The sequence below is a fragment of the Comamonas squillarum genome, from assembly GCF_025309455.1.
GTDB lineage: Bacteria > Pseudomonadota > Gammaproteobacteria > Burkholderiales > Burkholderiaceae_C > Comamonas > Comamonas squillarum.
In genome coordinates this window covers 1,174,823-1,188,004 of the sequence record NZ_CP104377.1, presented here as the reverse complement: position 1 = coordinate 1,188,004, position 13,182 = coordinate 1,174,823, and the positions used below count along the sequence as shown (strand labels likewise).

Here is a 13,182-nt window from a genome sequence, read left to right as displayed (position 1 = left end):
CCGCCCATCCCTGCGGCAGGGATGGGCGGGCGGCTTTTTATGGCGGCGGCTTACTTCAGGTCAAAGCGGTCCAGCTCCATCACCTTGGTCCAGGCGGCGACAAAATCCTTGACCATTTTTTCCTTGGCACCGGTCTGGGCATAGACTTCGGCCACGGCGCGCAGGATCGCATTGGAGCCAAAGACCAGATCGACGCGGCTGGCCGTCCAGCGCTGGGCACCGCTCTTGCGGTCCACGCCGACAAAGCTGCCGTCGTCCTGGGCCTTCCATTGCGTGCCCATGTCCAGCAGGTGCACAAAGAAGTCATTGCTCAAGGTGCCGGGCTTGGCCGTCAGCACGCCTTGCGGGTTGCCAGCGGTGTTGATGTTGATGGCGCGCAGGCCGCCGACCAGTACGGTCAGCTCCGGCGCGGTCAAGGTCAGCAGCTGGGCCTTGTCGATCAGCAGTGCCTCGGCCGGCGCGGCAAAGCGGCCCTGCAGGTGGTTGCGAAAACCATCGGCCTTGGGCTCGAGGTACTGGAAGGATGCGGCATCGGTCTGCTCGGCCGTTGCATCGCTGCGGCCGGGGTGGAAGGGCACGGTGGTGGGCACACCGGCATCGGCAGCGGCCTTCTCCACACCGGCATTGCCGGCCAGCACGATCAGGTCGGCCAGCGAGATACGCTTGTCACCATCAGCGGCCTTGTTGAAGCTGCGCTGAATGCCTTCGAGCACGCCCAGTACCTTGGCCAGTTGCTCGGGTTGGTTCACTTCCCAGTCCTTTTGCGGAGCCAGGCGGATGCGGGCGCCATTGGCGCCGCCGCGCATGTCTGAGCCGCGGTAGGTCGAGGCCGAAGCCCACGCAGTGCCCACCAGCTCCTGCACGCTCAAGCCCGATGCCAGGACCTGCGCCTTGAGGCTGGCCACATCATCGGCATTGACCAGCGGATGGCTGACGGCCGGGATCGGGTCTTGCCAGACCAGCTCTTCGCGGGGCACTTCGGGGCCCAGGTAGCGGCTGCGCGGGCCCATGTCGCGGTGGGTGAGCTTGAACCAGGCGCGGGCAAAAGCTTCGGCAAAGGCCTGGGGATTTTCCAGAAAGCGGCGCGAGATCTTTTCGTAAGCCGGGTCCTGGCGCAGCGACAGATCGGTGGTCAGCATGGTGGGCTTTTTGTGGGGGCCGCCATGCGCGTCGGGGATGACGTCGGGGGCATCCTTGGCCACCCATTGGATCGCACCGGCGGGGCTTTTCTCTTGCACCCATTCGTACTTGAACAGGTTCTCGAAGAAGAAATTGCTCCACTGCGCGGGGGTCTGCGTCCAGGTCACTTCAAGGCCGGAGGTGATCGCATCGCGCCCCGAGCCCGAGCCAAAGCTGCTGGTCCAGCCCAGGCCCTGGGCTTCGATGCCATCGGCCTCGGGCTCGGCGCCCACATGGCTCGCCTCCGCAGCGCCATGGGTCTTGCCAAAGGTGTGGCCGCCAGCGATCAGCGCGACAGTCTCTTCGTCGTCCATGGCCATGCGGGCAAAGGTCTCGCGGATGTCGCGCGCCGCCGAGATCGGGTCGCCATTGCCATCGGGGCCTTCGGGGTTCACATAGATCAGGCCCATCTGCACGGCAGCGAGGGGGTTTTCCAGGTCACGCTCACCGCTGTAACGGCTGTTGGCCTTGTCGCTGGTGGCCAGCCATTCCTTCTCGGCGCCCCAGTACACATCCTGGTCAGGCATCCAGGTGTCGACGCGGCCACCTGCAAAACCAAAGGTGCGAAAGCCCATGGTCTCCAGCGCGACGTTGCCGCACAGGATCATCAGATCGCCCCAGGACAACTGGTTGCCGTATTTTTGCTTGATGGGCCACAGCAGGCGGCGCGACTTGTCGATATTGACGTTGTCCGGCCAGCTGTTGAGCGGCGCAAAGCGCTGCTGCGCACGGCCTGCGCCGCCCCGGCCATCCTGCACGCGGTAGGTGCCAGCGGCATGCCAGGCCATGCGGATGAACTGCGGGCCATAGTGGCCAAAGTCGGCCGGCCACCAGTCTTGCGAGTCGGTCATCAGCGCGCGCAGGTCGCGCTTGACGGCCTCGTAATCGAGCTTCTTGAATTCGTCGGCGTAGTTAAAGTCTGCGCCCAAAGGGTTGTTGGCCGGGTGGTGCTGGCTGAGCAGGTCCACACGCAGCTGGTTGGGCCACCAGCTTTGGCTGGTCGTCCCATTGCCTTGGGCTGCCGTTTCGCTGTTGCGTGCAGTGGCGCTGTGGAAGGGGCACTTGGATTCTGTGGTCATGGGGGGTTCTCCGGTTCAAGCTGACGGGACGCCAGATACCGCGGGGGTATCCGATGAAAGGAAATTCCGATGAATATACCGGATTCCATGTTTTTTGATTATGAACGCCTTGGTGCTGCCCCACACGCTTGCGCTGATTGAATATCCGCAACGCGGTGATTGAGAAAAATCACAGGCGCCGCGAGCGGGTGGACAGCACCTGCGCAAGACCAGTGCAGACATGCGCCATTACAGCACCGCTGCATGAATCGGTGCTGTCAGACAATGACTACAAGAATGCTTCTCTGAAGCGCAGTGTGCAGGAGCGCGCTGGCCCCTGCTGTGATCAGCTGCGCATATCCTTGACCAGGGTGCTTTTGCCAAACAGGCTTTGCACCAGGTCCACCACCAGCTCGGCGGTCTGGTTGCGCAGGTCGAGCGCCGGGTTGAGCTCGACGATGTCGATCGAGCCGAGCAGGCCCGTGTCGGCAATCATCTCCATGCACAGCTGCGCTTCGCGGTAGTTGGGGCCGCCGCGCACGGTGGTTCCTGTGCCCGGTGCAATCTCGGGGTCGAGAAAATCCACATCAAAGCTCAGGTGCAGATGGGTCTGGCTGGGATCGCAACCGGCCAGCGGTGCCAGTGCGCGTAGCATGGTCTCGCGCATACCCAGCTCATCGATGGCGCGCATGTCAAACACATCGATGTTGTGGGTCTTGATCAAGTGCTTTTCCTGCGCATCGACACTGCGCAGCCCGATCTGGCACAGCGACTGCGGGCCCAGCGCCGGTGCAAAACCGGCCAGGTGCGTCAGCTCGCGCGGGCCCAGGCCTGCGAGGCAGGCCACCGGAATGCCGTGGATATTGCCCGAGGGAGAAGTCTCGGGCGTGTTGAAGTCCGCATGGGCATCGAGCCAGAGCACAAACAGGCGCTTGCCGGTGTCGCGGCAGTGGCGGGCCACGGCGCTGATCGAGCCGACCGCCAGGCTGTGGTCGCCGCCCAGCATCAAGGGCATGCGGCCTGCTGCCAGCTGCCCGTGCACGGCGTCATGCACCGCCCGGTTCCAGGCGACGGCTTCGCCAAAGTTGCGCAGATTGCCATGCTCGGCATCGCGCGGCTTGCGCTGGTTGGCCGGGCCCGCCAGGTTGCCCAGGTCGCGCACCTCGCAGCCCAGCTCTGCCAAGGCGGGCCCCAGTTGCGCTACGCGCAAGGCATCCGGCCCCATCGCGGCGCCCAGGCGCCCGGCACCGATGTCGGTGGGCACGCCGATCAGACTGAGGGCGGTGGAGGGCGAGCGAAGGAGGTCAGGCTGGGATGGCATGGCAGTGGGCTTGTTCGTGGTCGTGATGGGGGACGTCGGGCGGCAGCAGCAGCGCGAACAGGTTTTTGGGATTGCGCAATTGTGGCAGCAGGGCCAGCGGTTGCAACAGCTGGTGCTCCCGGGCCAGCGCATGCATATAGCGCAAGGCGGTGTAGTCTTCCAGCGCGAAGCCGACCGAGTCGAATACTGTTATTTCGTCCTCGTGCTGGCGGCCCGCTTGCTCGCCGCGCAGCACCTGCCACAGCTCGGTGACGGCAAAGTCCTCGGGCATATGCTGGATCTCGCCTTCGATACGGCTTTGCGGCGCAAATTCGACGAAGACCTTGGCGTCCAGCAGAATCGCCGCGTCCAGCTCGGTTTTGCCCGGGCAGTCGCCGCCCACGGCGTTCAGGTGCATGCCCGGCTCGACCATCGCGCGGCTGACGATGGTGGCATTGGTCTTGTCGGCAGTAACCGTGGTGACGATATCGGCGCCTTGCACAGCCTCGGCCGCGTTCTTGCAGCGCTGCAGTTGCAGTCCGGGCAACTGGGTTTGCAGGTTGTGGATGAGCTTGTCGGTGGCGGCAGGGTCGATATCAAACAGGCGCAGCGACTGAATGCCCAGCAGGCGGACAAAGGCCAGGGCCTGGAATTCGCTCTGTGAGCCGTTCCCAATCAGCGCCATGCTGCGGCTGCTGCGCCGTGCCAGCAGCTTGGCGGCCATCACCGAAGTGGCCGCAGTGCGCAAGGCGGTGGTCAAGGTCAACTCGCTCAGCAAAATGGGCGCGCCGGTGTCGCTGCGCATCAAGGCACCAAAGGCCATGATGGACGCAATGCCCTGCTGTGGATTTTTGGGGTGGCCATTGACATATTTGAAAGCAAAGTGGCTGGCATCGCCCACTGGCATCAATTCCATCACGCCATCGGGCGTGTGGTGGGCCAGGCGCGCGGTCTTGTCAAAGTCTTGCCAGCGCGAGAAGTCCTGCTCCAGCGCGCTGACCAGGCCGCGCAGCAGCTCGGTCAGGCCGACACGTTGCACCAGCGTGGCGGCGGCATCGGTGCTGAGAAAGTCAACTTGGCCTGGATGGGTTGTCATGATGATGGCTCCTGGTTTTGCGTTATGGCATGCCCGCTGCGCGCACCAAAAGGCGCAGCTGCAGCGGCTGTAACCAGTGTCTGTCCAAGCGGCTATAAAGCAAAGTGCAAAAAATGGTAGAAAATGACAGGATCCAGAGCAATTAGTCAGGCCGTGTTGTGCATATCGATAATATTGACCAAGCCTTGATCAGCCTGCTGCGCCAGAATGCGCGCGAGAGCGTGGCCACCTTGGCGGGCAAGCTGGGCGTGTCGCGCGGCACCGTTACCAACCGCATGGACCGCCTGGAGCGCGAGGGCCTGATCGTGGGTTACAGCGTGCGCCTGCGCCCGGATGTGCAGCCCGATGTGCTGCGCGCCTGGATGAGCATCGAGATCACCGGCAATGACACGCGGCGCGTGATGGCATCCCTGCTGGGCGAGCCCGGGGTGGCGGCGCTGCACAGCACCAATGGCCGTTGGGATCTGCTCGCCGAGCTGCAGGTGGCCAGCCTGGAGGCGCTGTCGCAGGTGCTCGAGCGCATCCGGCTGATCAAGGGCATCAGCAACAGCGAGACCAGCATCCACCTGGAGAGTTTTCGGGTGTCCTGAGTGATCTTCTGTTCAGGGCTTGTCGCTCAGCAAAAACGCCAGCGCCTGATTCAGTTGCTGCTGAGCGTCTTCAGTGATGAGCGCATCATGGGCCAGCACCAGACGCTGCACCGGCCAGGCGCAGATGCGCGCTGCCGCCGCGCTGGCCGCTGTCCGGTCCCGAATCGCAAAGCGCAGTGCACGCGGCATGGCCAGGCGGCTGCGCGTGCCATTGAGGCTGTTGAACAGGCGCGCCGACAGCGAAAAATCCTGCGGGTAGTACTGCAGCACATCGGTCACGACCAGGCTGGCGCTGGGCTGGTGCAGCCAGACGCATTCATTCAGGATGGGCAGGCCTGCAAAGGGCTGCATCTGCAGGCTGTTTTGCCAGGCTGCCGGCAATGCCTGGTCCAGGCTGTGCAGCTGGGGCAGGTCCGGGCGCTTGGCCGCCAGGCCCGGTGCCCCCATAGCGCTGCCAGCGGGTAATGCGCCTGCCATGCACCGGCAAACAGGTGGTGCATGCGGTTGGGGGCGACGATCCAGCGCACGTCGCCCAGTGCATCCAAGGCTGCGCGCAGCGTGGGCGCGGGCGCAATGGGCGAATGCAGCCACAGTGCGCCGCCGGGCAGGCGCACCACGGTCATGCGGGTGCGCACGGGCAGGCCGTGCACGCTGATCTGTTGGGTGGCGCTCCAGAGGTTGTCAGCGATCTGTTCAAGCATGGTGGGCCTTGCTGCGATGGTGGGGAATGCCTTGGATTTTCATTGTGAATCCAGGCGCTCAGGTGCAGAAAATCTGGCAATGGTCAACAATGGCAGCCATCTTTTGAGGAATCGTACATGCACTATGACGTGGTGATTGTGGGCGGCGGTGCAGGTGGACTGGAACTGGCCGCACAACTGGGGCGCAAACTGGGTGCGCGCGAAGGGCGCGAGCGGGTCTTGCTGGTGGACAAAATGCCTTTCCACATCTGGAAGCCCACCTTGCACGAAGTGGCAGCGGGCACGCTCGATGCGCACCAGGAAGGCCTGTCCTACACCGTGCTGGCGCGCCGCAACCATTTCAGCTTTGCGATGGGCGAATGCATGGGGCTCGATGCCGCCAAGCAAAGCATTGTGCTGGCGCCGGTCATCAACGATGCGGGCAAGCAGGTGGTGCCCGAGCGCGTCATCAGCTACCAGCATTTGGTGCTGGCGATGGGCAGTGGCTCCAATTCTTTTGGCACCCCAGGTATCGAGCATGCCTATCTGCTCGAGAGCGTGCGCGATGCGCAGCGCTTCCATGCCGACTGGCTTGGCGCCTGTGCCCATGCCTCGTATGCCGAGCCGCGCTCGCTGGCGGTCGCCATTGTGGGCGCCGGTGCCACGGGTGTGGAGCTGTCGGCCGAGCTGATCGAGGCGCACCAGATGCTGCTCGAGAGCCTGTCGGACAGCCAGCGCTTCCGGCTCGATATCAGCCTGATCGAAGGCGGCGAGCGGATTCTGGGCGGGCTGCCGCCCCGTATCTCGGAGCAGGCCCGTGTGGCGCTGGAGCGCAAGGGCGTGCGGGTGATGACCGGCACGCGTGTGCAGTCGCTGGCGCAGGGCCAGGTGATCACGTCCAACGGCGAGGTGCCGGCCGATCTGATCGTCTGGGCCGCAGGCATCAAGGCCGCCGACAGCAATGCGCGCCTGGGGCTGGAAGTCAACCGTATCAACCAGTTTGTCGTCGATGACCACCTGCGCACCAGTGCCAGCCGCATCTATGCGATGGGTGACTGCGCCGCTGCCACCTGGACCGAAGGCAAGACTGTGCCGGCCCGCGCCCAAGCCGCGCACCAGCAGGGCAGCTATTTGTGCAAGCTGCTGTTTGCCGCGCTCAAGCAGCGCTCGTTCAACGAAGTGTTTGTCTACCAGGACTTTGGCTCGCTGGTCTCGCTGGGCGACAACAAGGGCGTGGGCAATCTGATGGGAGGGCTCTCGGGCAAGAACTTTTTTGTGCAGGGCCTCATTGCCAAGTGGATGTATATGTCCTTGCACCTGATGCACCACCGCGCCATTTTGGGCACCGGCAAGACGGCGGTGCTGGCGCTGGCCCGTTTGCTGCAGCAGCGCGTATCGGGCCGCATGAAGCTGCACTGAAAGAACCTTGCTCGGCAGCGCCGAGCAAGTTCTTGTGCCGGGTTCAGATATCGTCCGGTCCCAGCACGATGTCGAGCGAGCTGCCCCCGGCCAGCAGCTTTTGCACCAGCTCGGCCGATGAATCTGCGCCATATTTGCGCATCAGCCGGGTGCGGTAGATCTCGACCGTGCGGTGGCTGATGCCCAGGCCTCGGCCAATTTCCTTGCTGGTCATGCCTTCGAGCAGATGGGCGGCCACTTCGCGCTCGCGGGCCGTGAGCTCGGCGCGCACCGGGCGCAGCGCGCTCAGGTCCTCAAAGCTCCAGACGCCGCCTTCATGCGGGTCCTCGCGGTTGAAGGCGCGGCCCATCACGTGGCACCAGAACATCTCGCCATTGGCGCGCTTCATGATGCGGTTGTCCGAGTACAGGCCATGCGTGCCCATGATGGGGGCGATGCGGCGGCCCAGGCGCTCGAACTCGTCGGCGCTGGGGTAGAGGATCTGAAAGGACTGGCCCATCATCAGCTCGCGCGAGGTGCGGAACATGTCGCAGACCTGCTCATTGCAGTCGATCATGACCCGCCGGTGGGACACCACCAGGCCCACAGGCGCCATTTCGAAGGCTTGTCGGTAGTCGAGTGGTGTCACTGCCATGGCAAAAATTGTCCCCTTTACGAAATACTACGTATCCTAATACGTAGTATGCTTGATTGGCGATACAAGCCCTTCTTATCAGGAGACAAGTGTGAACAAGATCTACCCCAGTGCTGCGGACGCGCTCAAAGGCGTGGTGGCAGACAAGCAGTTAATGGCCGTGGGCGGCTTTGGCCTTTGCGGGATTCCCGAGGCCTTGATCGAAGCGCTGCGCGACAGCGGTGTCAAGGACCTGACGGTGGCATCGAACAATGCCGGTGTCGATGGTTTTGGCCTGGGCAAGCTGCTGGAGACGCGCCAGATCAAGAAGATGATTGCGTCCTATGTGGGCGAAAACAAGGAGTTCGAGCGCCAGTACCTGGCCGGCGAGCTGGAGCTGGAATTCACCCCGCAAGGCACCCTGGCCGAGAAGATGCGTGCTGGCGGCGCCGGCATCCCCGCCTTCTTCACCAAGACCGGTGTGGGCACGCAAGTGGCCGAAGGCAAGGAGCTGCGCGAGTTTGACGGCGAAACCTATGTGATGGAGCGCTCCATCGTCGCTGACGTGTCGCTGGTCAAGGCCTGGCGCGCGGACAAGAGCGGCAACCTGCAGTTCCGCCTGACGGCACGCAACTTCAACCCGGCAGCAGCCACCTGCGGCAAGGTTTGCATCGTCGAGGTCGAGGAGATTGTCGAAGTGGGCGCCTTGAAGCCCGACGAGATCCATCTGCCGGGCATCTATGTGCACCGCCTGGTGCTCAACGCCACCCCCGAGAAGCGCATCGAAAAGCGCACCATCACCGAAAAGCACTAAGGAGCCAGTCATGCCTTGGACCCAAGACCAAATGGCCGCACGTGCGGCGCAAGAGCTGGAAGACGGCTTCTATGTGAACCTCGGTATCGGCATTCCTACCTTGGTGGCCAACCACACCGGTGACAAGGAAGTGTGGCTGCAATCGGAAAACGGCATGCTGGGCATCGGCCCCTTCCCAACGGAAGAAGCCATCGACGCCGACCTGATCAATGCCGGCAAGCAGACGGTGACCACAATTGCCGGCTCGTCCATCTTCAGCTCGGACCAGTCCTTTGCGATGATCCGTGGCGGCAAGATCAACCTGTCCATCCTGGGCGCCATGCAGGTGTCCGAAAAGGGTGACCTGGCCAACTGGATGATTCCAGGCAAGATGGTCAAGGGCATGGGCGGCGCGATGGACCTGGTCGCCGGCGTCAAGCGCGTCATCGTGCTGATGGAACATGTGGCCAAGAAGAAGGACGGCACCACCGACCTGAAGATCTTGAAGGACTGCACCCTGCCATTGACTGGCGTGGGCGTGGTGGACCGCATCATTACCGACCTGGGTGTGTTTGATGTGGTGCCCGAAGGCCTGAAGGTGGTTGAGCTGGCCCCCGAAGTGAGCTTTGACGATGTGCAGTCCAAGACCGGCGTCAACCTGATCCAATAAGCGCAGCTACCCAGCCCTTGCGCGCTGGTGCTGCACAAGCGAGCCCGCCCATCGATCGATGGCGGGCTTTTTTGCGTGCGGGTGGTTGCTGTCGCTTTCCCCATTGCCGGGCCAGTGCTCAGACGACATACTGCGCAGATTCCATTCGATTCCCCCCGTCCCATGAACGCTCCCTTTGCGCCTGCCGATCTTTCCCACCCCCTGTTTATCCGCCCCGATGTGCTGCGCATGCGCGAGGACATGGCGCTGGCCTTGCGTGCTGCTGCACACTTTGGCCTGGGTGAGGGCGTGTGCAACCATTTCAGCATGGCGCTGCCCGATGGCCAGCATTTCTTGCTGAACCCGCGCGGCCTGATGTGGGGCGAGATCCAGGCGGACGATGTGGTGATGGTGGACGCGCAGGGGGCCGTGGTGGCGGGCGGCCATGTGGTCGAGCCCACGGCGATGTTCATCCATGCTGCCGTGCACCGCATTGCGCGCAAGACCTGCGTACTGCACACCCACATGCCTTATGCCACGGCCTTGACCTTGACGGCGCAGCGCGCGCTGGACACCACCTTGAGCCAGAACGCCATGCGCTTCCATGGCCGCCTGGCAGTTGACGCCCAGTACAACGGTTTTGCGCTCGACGACCGCGAAGGCGAGCGCATTGCGCAGGCCATGCAGGGCGCGGACATCAGCTTTTTGGGCAACCACGGCATCATCGTCTGCGGTGAGCGCATGGACTATGCGTTTGACGATCTGTACTACCTGGAGCGCGCCTGCCAGGCCCAGGTGCTGGCGCAATCGACCGGCGTGCCGCTGGCGCCCTGCGATCCGGCGCTGGCCGCGCGTGTGGCCGAGCAGGCCAATGGTGAGCGCCTGCAGTCCACCTTGTTCTTCGAGGCGTTGCGCCGCCAAATTCCTTAGAACCTGTTCAAAGTCTCTACGCAGCCGCGTTGGAGTGCAATCGGGATGAGTTCGAAGGGATGGAACGCAGCTTGCACCGAGGTGCAAGCAAGGGCCAGCGCGCAGAAATCGCCCGATTTCACTCCAACCCTTCGGGACAGTGGCTTTGCGCTGCCCGGGAAGGGGCGCCCGGCGAGGGCCGCCCGGGCAGGGGCGGTCTGCGTCGTTGCAAATCCTCGCAATAGCGCGGCTGGGCGCCCCCCTAGCATCCCATCCCGCAAAGACACTGTCGCGGCGCGAGGAGACATTGAACAGGTTCTTAAAGCGCCCGCAGCATGTCTCTCACCCAGTGCGCCACTTGCCAGGTGGCACTATCCGCGTACCGCTAAAAAATCCAATATATAGGAATTAATTTCTGATAAAGTGGATTCATGACGGTTGACGAGTTGCTCTCTGCCAAGGTGCGCACCCTGCGCAAACAGCGTGGCTACACCTTGGAGGTGCTGGCGCAGCGCAGCGGTGTCAGCCGCTCGATGATTTCACTGATTGAGCGTGGGCAGACCAGCGCCACCGCCGCCGTGCTGGGCAAGCTCGCCCAGGCCTTGCAGGTGCCGCTGGCAGCGCTGTTTGCCGATGAGCGCCAGGCGCAAGCGCCCCAGCCCCTGGCGCGCGCAGCTGTCCAGCCGCGCTGGCGTGATCCTGCCACCGGCTATGAACGCCGGCAGCTGAGCCCGGTGGGGTTTCCTGCGCCGTTCGAGATGGTGGAGGTGGTGTTTCCGCCCGGCCAGCGCGTGGCCTTTGACAACGGCCTGCGCAGCCAGCCGCTGCACCAGCAGCTGTGGCTGCTGCAAGGCGAGCTGCAGCTGAGCCTGGGCACGCAAAGCTGGCATTTGCAGGCGGGAGACTGCCTGGCGATGGTGCTCAACCAAACCCTGGTATTTAGCAACCCCGGCACCGAGTCCGCCCGCTATTTGCTGGCGCTAGCGGCGCTGGGCGCCTCCCTGCCGGCCTTGCCTGTAGTTTTTCCTGGAGAGATCGATGACTGAGAGACACTGGGTGCGCTGTACCCATGACCGGCATGCGCCAGCAATTTTGGCGATTCTGAACGACGCCATTGTCAACAGCACGGCGCTGTATGACTACCAGCCGCGCAATGCGGGCCATATGCGTACCTGGTTTGATACCAAGCTGCAAGGCGGCTACCCGGTGATCGGCATCGAGGATGCCGCCGGCGAGTTGCTGGGTTTTTCCAGCTATGGTGCCTTCCGCGCCTACCCGGCCTACAAGTACACGATGGAGCATTCGGTCTATGTGCGCGCCGATCAGCGCGGCCAGGGCCTGGGTCTGCAGCTGATGGAGGCCATCATTGACGAGGCGCGCAAGCACGATGTGCATGCGCTGGTCGGCGCCATCGATGCGGCAAATGCCGGCTCGATCGCCTTGCATGAACGGCTGGGTTTCAAGTCGGTCGGCCTGATGCCCCAGGTGGGCTTTAAATTTGGGAGATGGCTGGACCTGGCCTTGTACCAATTGCTTTTGCAAACGCCGGCGAATCCGGTAGACGGCTGAGGCCGCTGGCCGCGCGCCGCTGGCCGCGCGCCACTAGCCGTGCGCCACTCGCCGTGCACCACTAGCCGTGCACCACCCACAACAGCCCACGCTGCCATGGGATAATCACTTTTTTCGCGCAGCGCAGGCCCGGCGCTGGTCAACCGACCGCACCGGCTTGCGATGGCTGTATCGAGGCTCGATCACTCTGCGCAGTGGCCGCACAACCTCTGGGTTGTCTGCGGCACTTGCCCTGATCCTTGGACTGGCACTTCGCTGCCAGCATCTGCCTTATGTCCCATCGCCAGCCTGTTCGCATCAGCGACATCCACAAGTTTGACACCATCGTCGACGCCCGCTCCCCTGCCGAGTTCGCACTCGACCATATCCCCGGGGCGATCAACTGCCCGGTGCTCAGCAACGAAGAACGCGCCCAGATCGGCACCATCTACAAGCAAGTCAGCCCCTTTGAGGCCAAGCGCCTGGGCGCTGCCTATGTGAGCGCCAATCTGGCGCGCCACCTGCACGATACCTTCCATGACCGGCCCGCGAACTGGAAGCCGCTGGTCTATTGCTGGCGCGGTGGCCTGCGCAGCGGCTCGATGGTGACCTGGTTGCGCCTGGTGGGCTGGGATGCGCAGCAGCTGGCAGGCGGCTACAAGGGCTTTCGCGGCCATGTGATCGAGCGGCTGGAGTCACTGGTACCGCGCCTGCGCTTGCAGGTGCTGTGTGGCGCCACCGGCAGCGCCAAAACGCGGGTGCTGCATGCGCTGGCCGAGCAGGGCGCGCAGGTGATTGACCTGGAAGGCTATGCCAGCCACAAGGGCTCGCTGCTGGGCCAGCTGCCTGGTGTAGAGCAGCCGAGCCAGAAGCACTTCGAGACCTTGCTGGCCACGCAGATCGGCCAGTTCGATCTGGAGCGCCCGGTGTTTATCGAAGGCGAAAGCGCCAAGATCGGCCGCATCTCCGTGCCGATGGCGCTGGTCGAGCATATGCGCCAGGCACCCGTCATCGAAGTGCAGGCCTCAGCGCAGGCGCGCCTGGACTATCTGCTGCGCGACTATGCCTACCTGGGTGCCGATGCCGGTGTGCTGGCCACCAAGCTGGGCTATCTCAAGGATCTGCAGGGCAAGGAGGTGGTCGGCCGCTGGCAAGGCTGGGCAGCGCAAGGCGAGCTCGCGCCGCTGTTTGCCGAGTTGATGGACCTGCACTACGACCCGCATTACGAGCGCAGCCAGGCGCGCAACTTTGCCCACTGGGATTCGCGCCAAAGCCTGCAGACGGATGACCTGTCGGACGCGCGCATTGGCGAGTTGGCCGCGCAGATCAGGCAGCTGGCTGTTTAGGC

The 13,182-nt window shown here is 63.6% G+C and carries 13 protein-coding genes and 1 pseudogene; 8 read left to right on the top strand and 6 right to left on the bottom strand.

From position 1 onward, the window contains the following. Positions 1–50: 50 nt before the first annotated feature. The 3 genes from katG to N4T19_RS05540 form a co-directional block, all read right to left on the bottom strand. Positions 51–2,258, bottom strand: a complete 2,208-nt coding sequence (gene katG / locus N4T19_RS05550; protein ID WP_182341682.1) for a catalase/peroxidase HPI — start codon at positions 2,256–2,258, stop codon at positions 51–53. Between the two features lie 325 nt (positions 2,259–2,583). After that, positions 2,584–3,558: an arginase gene (rocF, locus tag N4T19_RS05545; protein ID WP_116924000.1), complete on the bottom strand. Its 975-nt coding sequence runs from the start codon at positions 3,556–3,558 to the stop codon at positions 2,584–2,586. After that, positions 3,542–4,633 carry an ornithine cyclodeaminase gene (locus N4T19_RS05540; protein ID WP_260719644.1) on the bottom strand — a complete coding sequence of 364 codons (1,092 nt, stop codon included), beginning with the start codon at positions 4,631–4,633 and terminating at the stop codon, positions 3,542–3,544. The genes rocF and N4T19_RS05540 overlap by 17 nt, the downstream gene beginning before the upstream one ends. A gap of 164 nt (positions 4,634–4,797) precedes the next feature. Between N4T19_RS05540 and N4T19_RS05535 the strand changes: the two genes are divergently transcribed. Continuing rightward, entirely contained in the window at positions 4,798–5,223 is a 426-nt protein-coding gene (locus tag N4T19_RS05535) for an Lrp/AsnC family transcriptional regulator (RefSeq protein ID WP_116924455.1), read from the top strand. A 12-nt stretch (positions 5,224–5,235) separates the two neighbouring features. Here the strand turns inward: N4T19_RS05535 and N4T19_RS05530 are convergent, their stop codons facing one another. Then, positions 5,236–5,700 (bottom strand): hypothetical protein, encoded by a 465-nt coding sequence (locus N4T19_RS05530; RefSeq protein ID WP_260719643.1) that lies wholly within the window; start codon positions 5,698–5,700, stop codon positions 5,236–5,238. Between the two features lie 26 nt (positions 5,701–5,726). Beyond that, positions 5,727–5,846 (bottom strand): annotated as a pseudogene (locus N4T19_RS23320) (DUF4336 domain-containing protein); the annotation flags it as partial. A gap of 195 nt (positions 5,847–6,041) precedes the next feature. Here N4T19_RS23320 and N4T19_RS05525 point away from each other — a divergent pair. Further along, on the top strand, positions 6,042–7,322 hold the full coding sequence (locus N4T19_RS05525) for an NAD(P)/FAD-dependent oxidoreductase (protein ID WP_116923997.1): 1,281 nt from the start codon (positions 6,042–6,044) through the stop codon (positions 7,320–7,322). 43 nt (positions 7,323–7,365) lie between these two features. Here the strand turns inward: N4T19_RS05525 and N4T19_RS05520 are convergent, their stop codons facing one another. Further along, positions 7,366–7,956: a PAS and helix-turn-helix domain-containing protein gene (locus N4T19_RS05520; protein ID WP_116923996.1), complete on the bottom strand. Its 591-nt coding sequence runs from the start codon at positions 7,954–7,956 to the stop codon at positions 7,366–7,368. Positions 7,957–8,047: 91 nt separating this feature from the next. On the opposite strand from N4T19_RS05520, the gene N4T19_RS05515 reads away from it, so the two are divergent. The 6 genes from N4T19_RS05515 to mnmH all read left to right on the top strand — a co-directional run bounded on the left by N4T19_RS05515 (position 8,048) and on the right by mnmH (position 13,180). Then, the gene (locus N4T19_RS05515) at positions 8,048–8,749 is read left to right on the top strand and encodes a CoA transferase subunit A (RefSeq protein WP_021025867.1); all 702 of its coding nucleotides are present in this window, start codon (positions 8,048–8,050) and stop codon (positions 8,747–8,749) included. 10 nt (positions 8,750–8,759) lie between these two features. Further along, a complete protein-coding gene (locus N4T19_RS05510; protein WP_116923995.1) occupies positions 8,760–9,398 on the top strand; it encodes a 3-oxoacid CoA-transferase subunit B in 639 nt (212 codons plus the stop codon). Between the two features lie 228 nt (positions 9,399–9,626). Further along, on the top strand, positions 9,627–10,307 hold the full coding sequence (locus N4T19_RS05505) for an aldolase (RefSeq protein ID WP_232539680.1): 681 nt from the start codon (positions 9,627–9,629) through the stop codon (positions 10,305–10,307). A gap of 410 nt (positions 10,308–10,717) precedes the next feature. Further along, positions 10,718–11,332: a helix-turn-helix domain-containing protein gene (locus tag N4T19_RS05500; protein WP_182341670.1), complete on the top strand. Its 615-nt coding sequence runs from the start codon at positions 10,718–10,720 to the stop codon at positions 11,330–11,332. Continuing rightward, positions 11,325–11,855 (top strand): GNAT family N-acetyltransferase, encoded by a 531-nt coding sequence (locus tag N4T19_RS05495; RefSeq protein WP_260719642.1) that lies wholly within the window; start codon positions 11,325–11,327, stop codon positions 11,853–11,855. Before N4T19_RS05500 ends, N4T19_RS05495 begins: the two co-directional genes overlap by 8 nt. Positions 11,856–12,127: 272 nt before the next feature. Further along, positions 12,128–13,180 (top strand): tRNA 2-selenouridine(34) synthase MnmH, encoded by a 1,053-nt coding sequence (gene mnmH / locus N4T19_RS05490; RefSeq protein WP_260719641.1) that lies wholly within the window; start codon positions 12,128–12,130, stop codon positions 13,178–13,180. The last annotated feature ends 2 nt before the right edge of the window (positions 13,181–13,182 follow it).

What these genes read in the sequence shown, in the direction of transcription:
- katG (WP_182341682.1), bottom strand. Translation starts at nt 2,258, where the DNA reads ATGACCACAGAATCCAAGTGCCCCTTCCACAGCGCCACTGCACGCAAC.
- rocF (WP_116924000.1), bottom strand. Translation starts at nt 3,558, where the DNA reads ATGCCATCCCAGCCTGACCTCCTTCGCTCGCCCTCCACCGCCCTCAGT.
- N4T19_RS05540 (WP_260719644.1), bottom strand. Translation starts at nt 4,633, where the DNA reads ATGACAACCCATCCAGGCCAAGTTGACTTTCTCAGCACCGATGCCGCC.
- N4T19_RS05530 (WP_260719643.1), bottom strand. Translation starts at nt 5,700, where the DNA reads ATGGCAGGCGCATTACCCGCTGGCAGCGCTATGGGGGCACCGGGCCTG.
- N4T19_RS05525 (WP_116923997.1), top strand. Translation starts at nt 6,042, where the DNA reads ATGCACTATGACGTGGTGATTGTGGGCGGCGGTGCAGGTGGACTGGAA.
- N4T19_RS05520 (WP_116923996.1), bottom strand. Translation starts at nt 7,956, where the DNA reads ATGGCAGTGACACCACTCGACTACCGACAAGCCTTCGAAATGGCGCCT.
- N4T19_RS05510 (WP_116923995.1), top strand. Translation starts at nt 8,760, where the DNA reads ATGCCTTGGACCCAAGACCAAATGGCCGCACGTGCGGCGCAAGAGCTG.
- N4T19_RS05505 (WP_232539680.1), top strand. Translation starts at nt 9,627, where the DNA reads ATGCGCGAGGACATGGCGCTGGCCTTGCGTGCTGCTGCACACTTTGGC.
- N4T19_RS05500 (WP_182341670.1), top strand. Translation starts at nt 10,718, where the DNA reads ATGACGGTTGACGAGTTGCTCTCTGCCAAGGTGCGCACCCTGCGCAAA.
- N4T19_RS05495 (WP_260719642.1), top strand. Translation starts at nt 11,325, where the DNA reads ATGACTGAGAGACACTGGGTGCGCTGTACCCATGACCGGCATGCGCCA.
- mnmH (WP_260719641.1), top strand. Translation starts at nt 12,128, where the DNA reads ATGTCCCATCGCCAGCCTGTTCGCATCAGCGACATCCACAAGTTTGAC.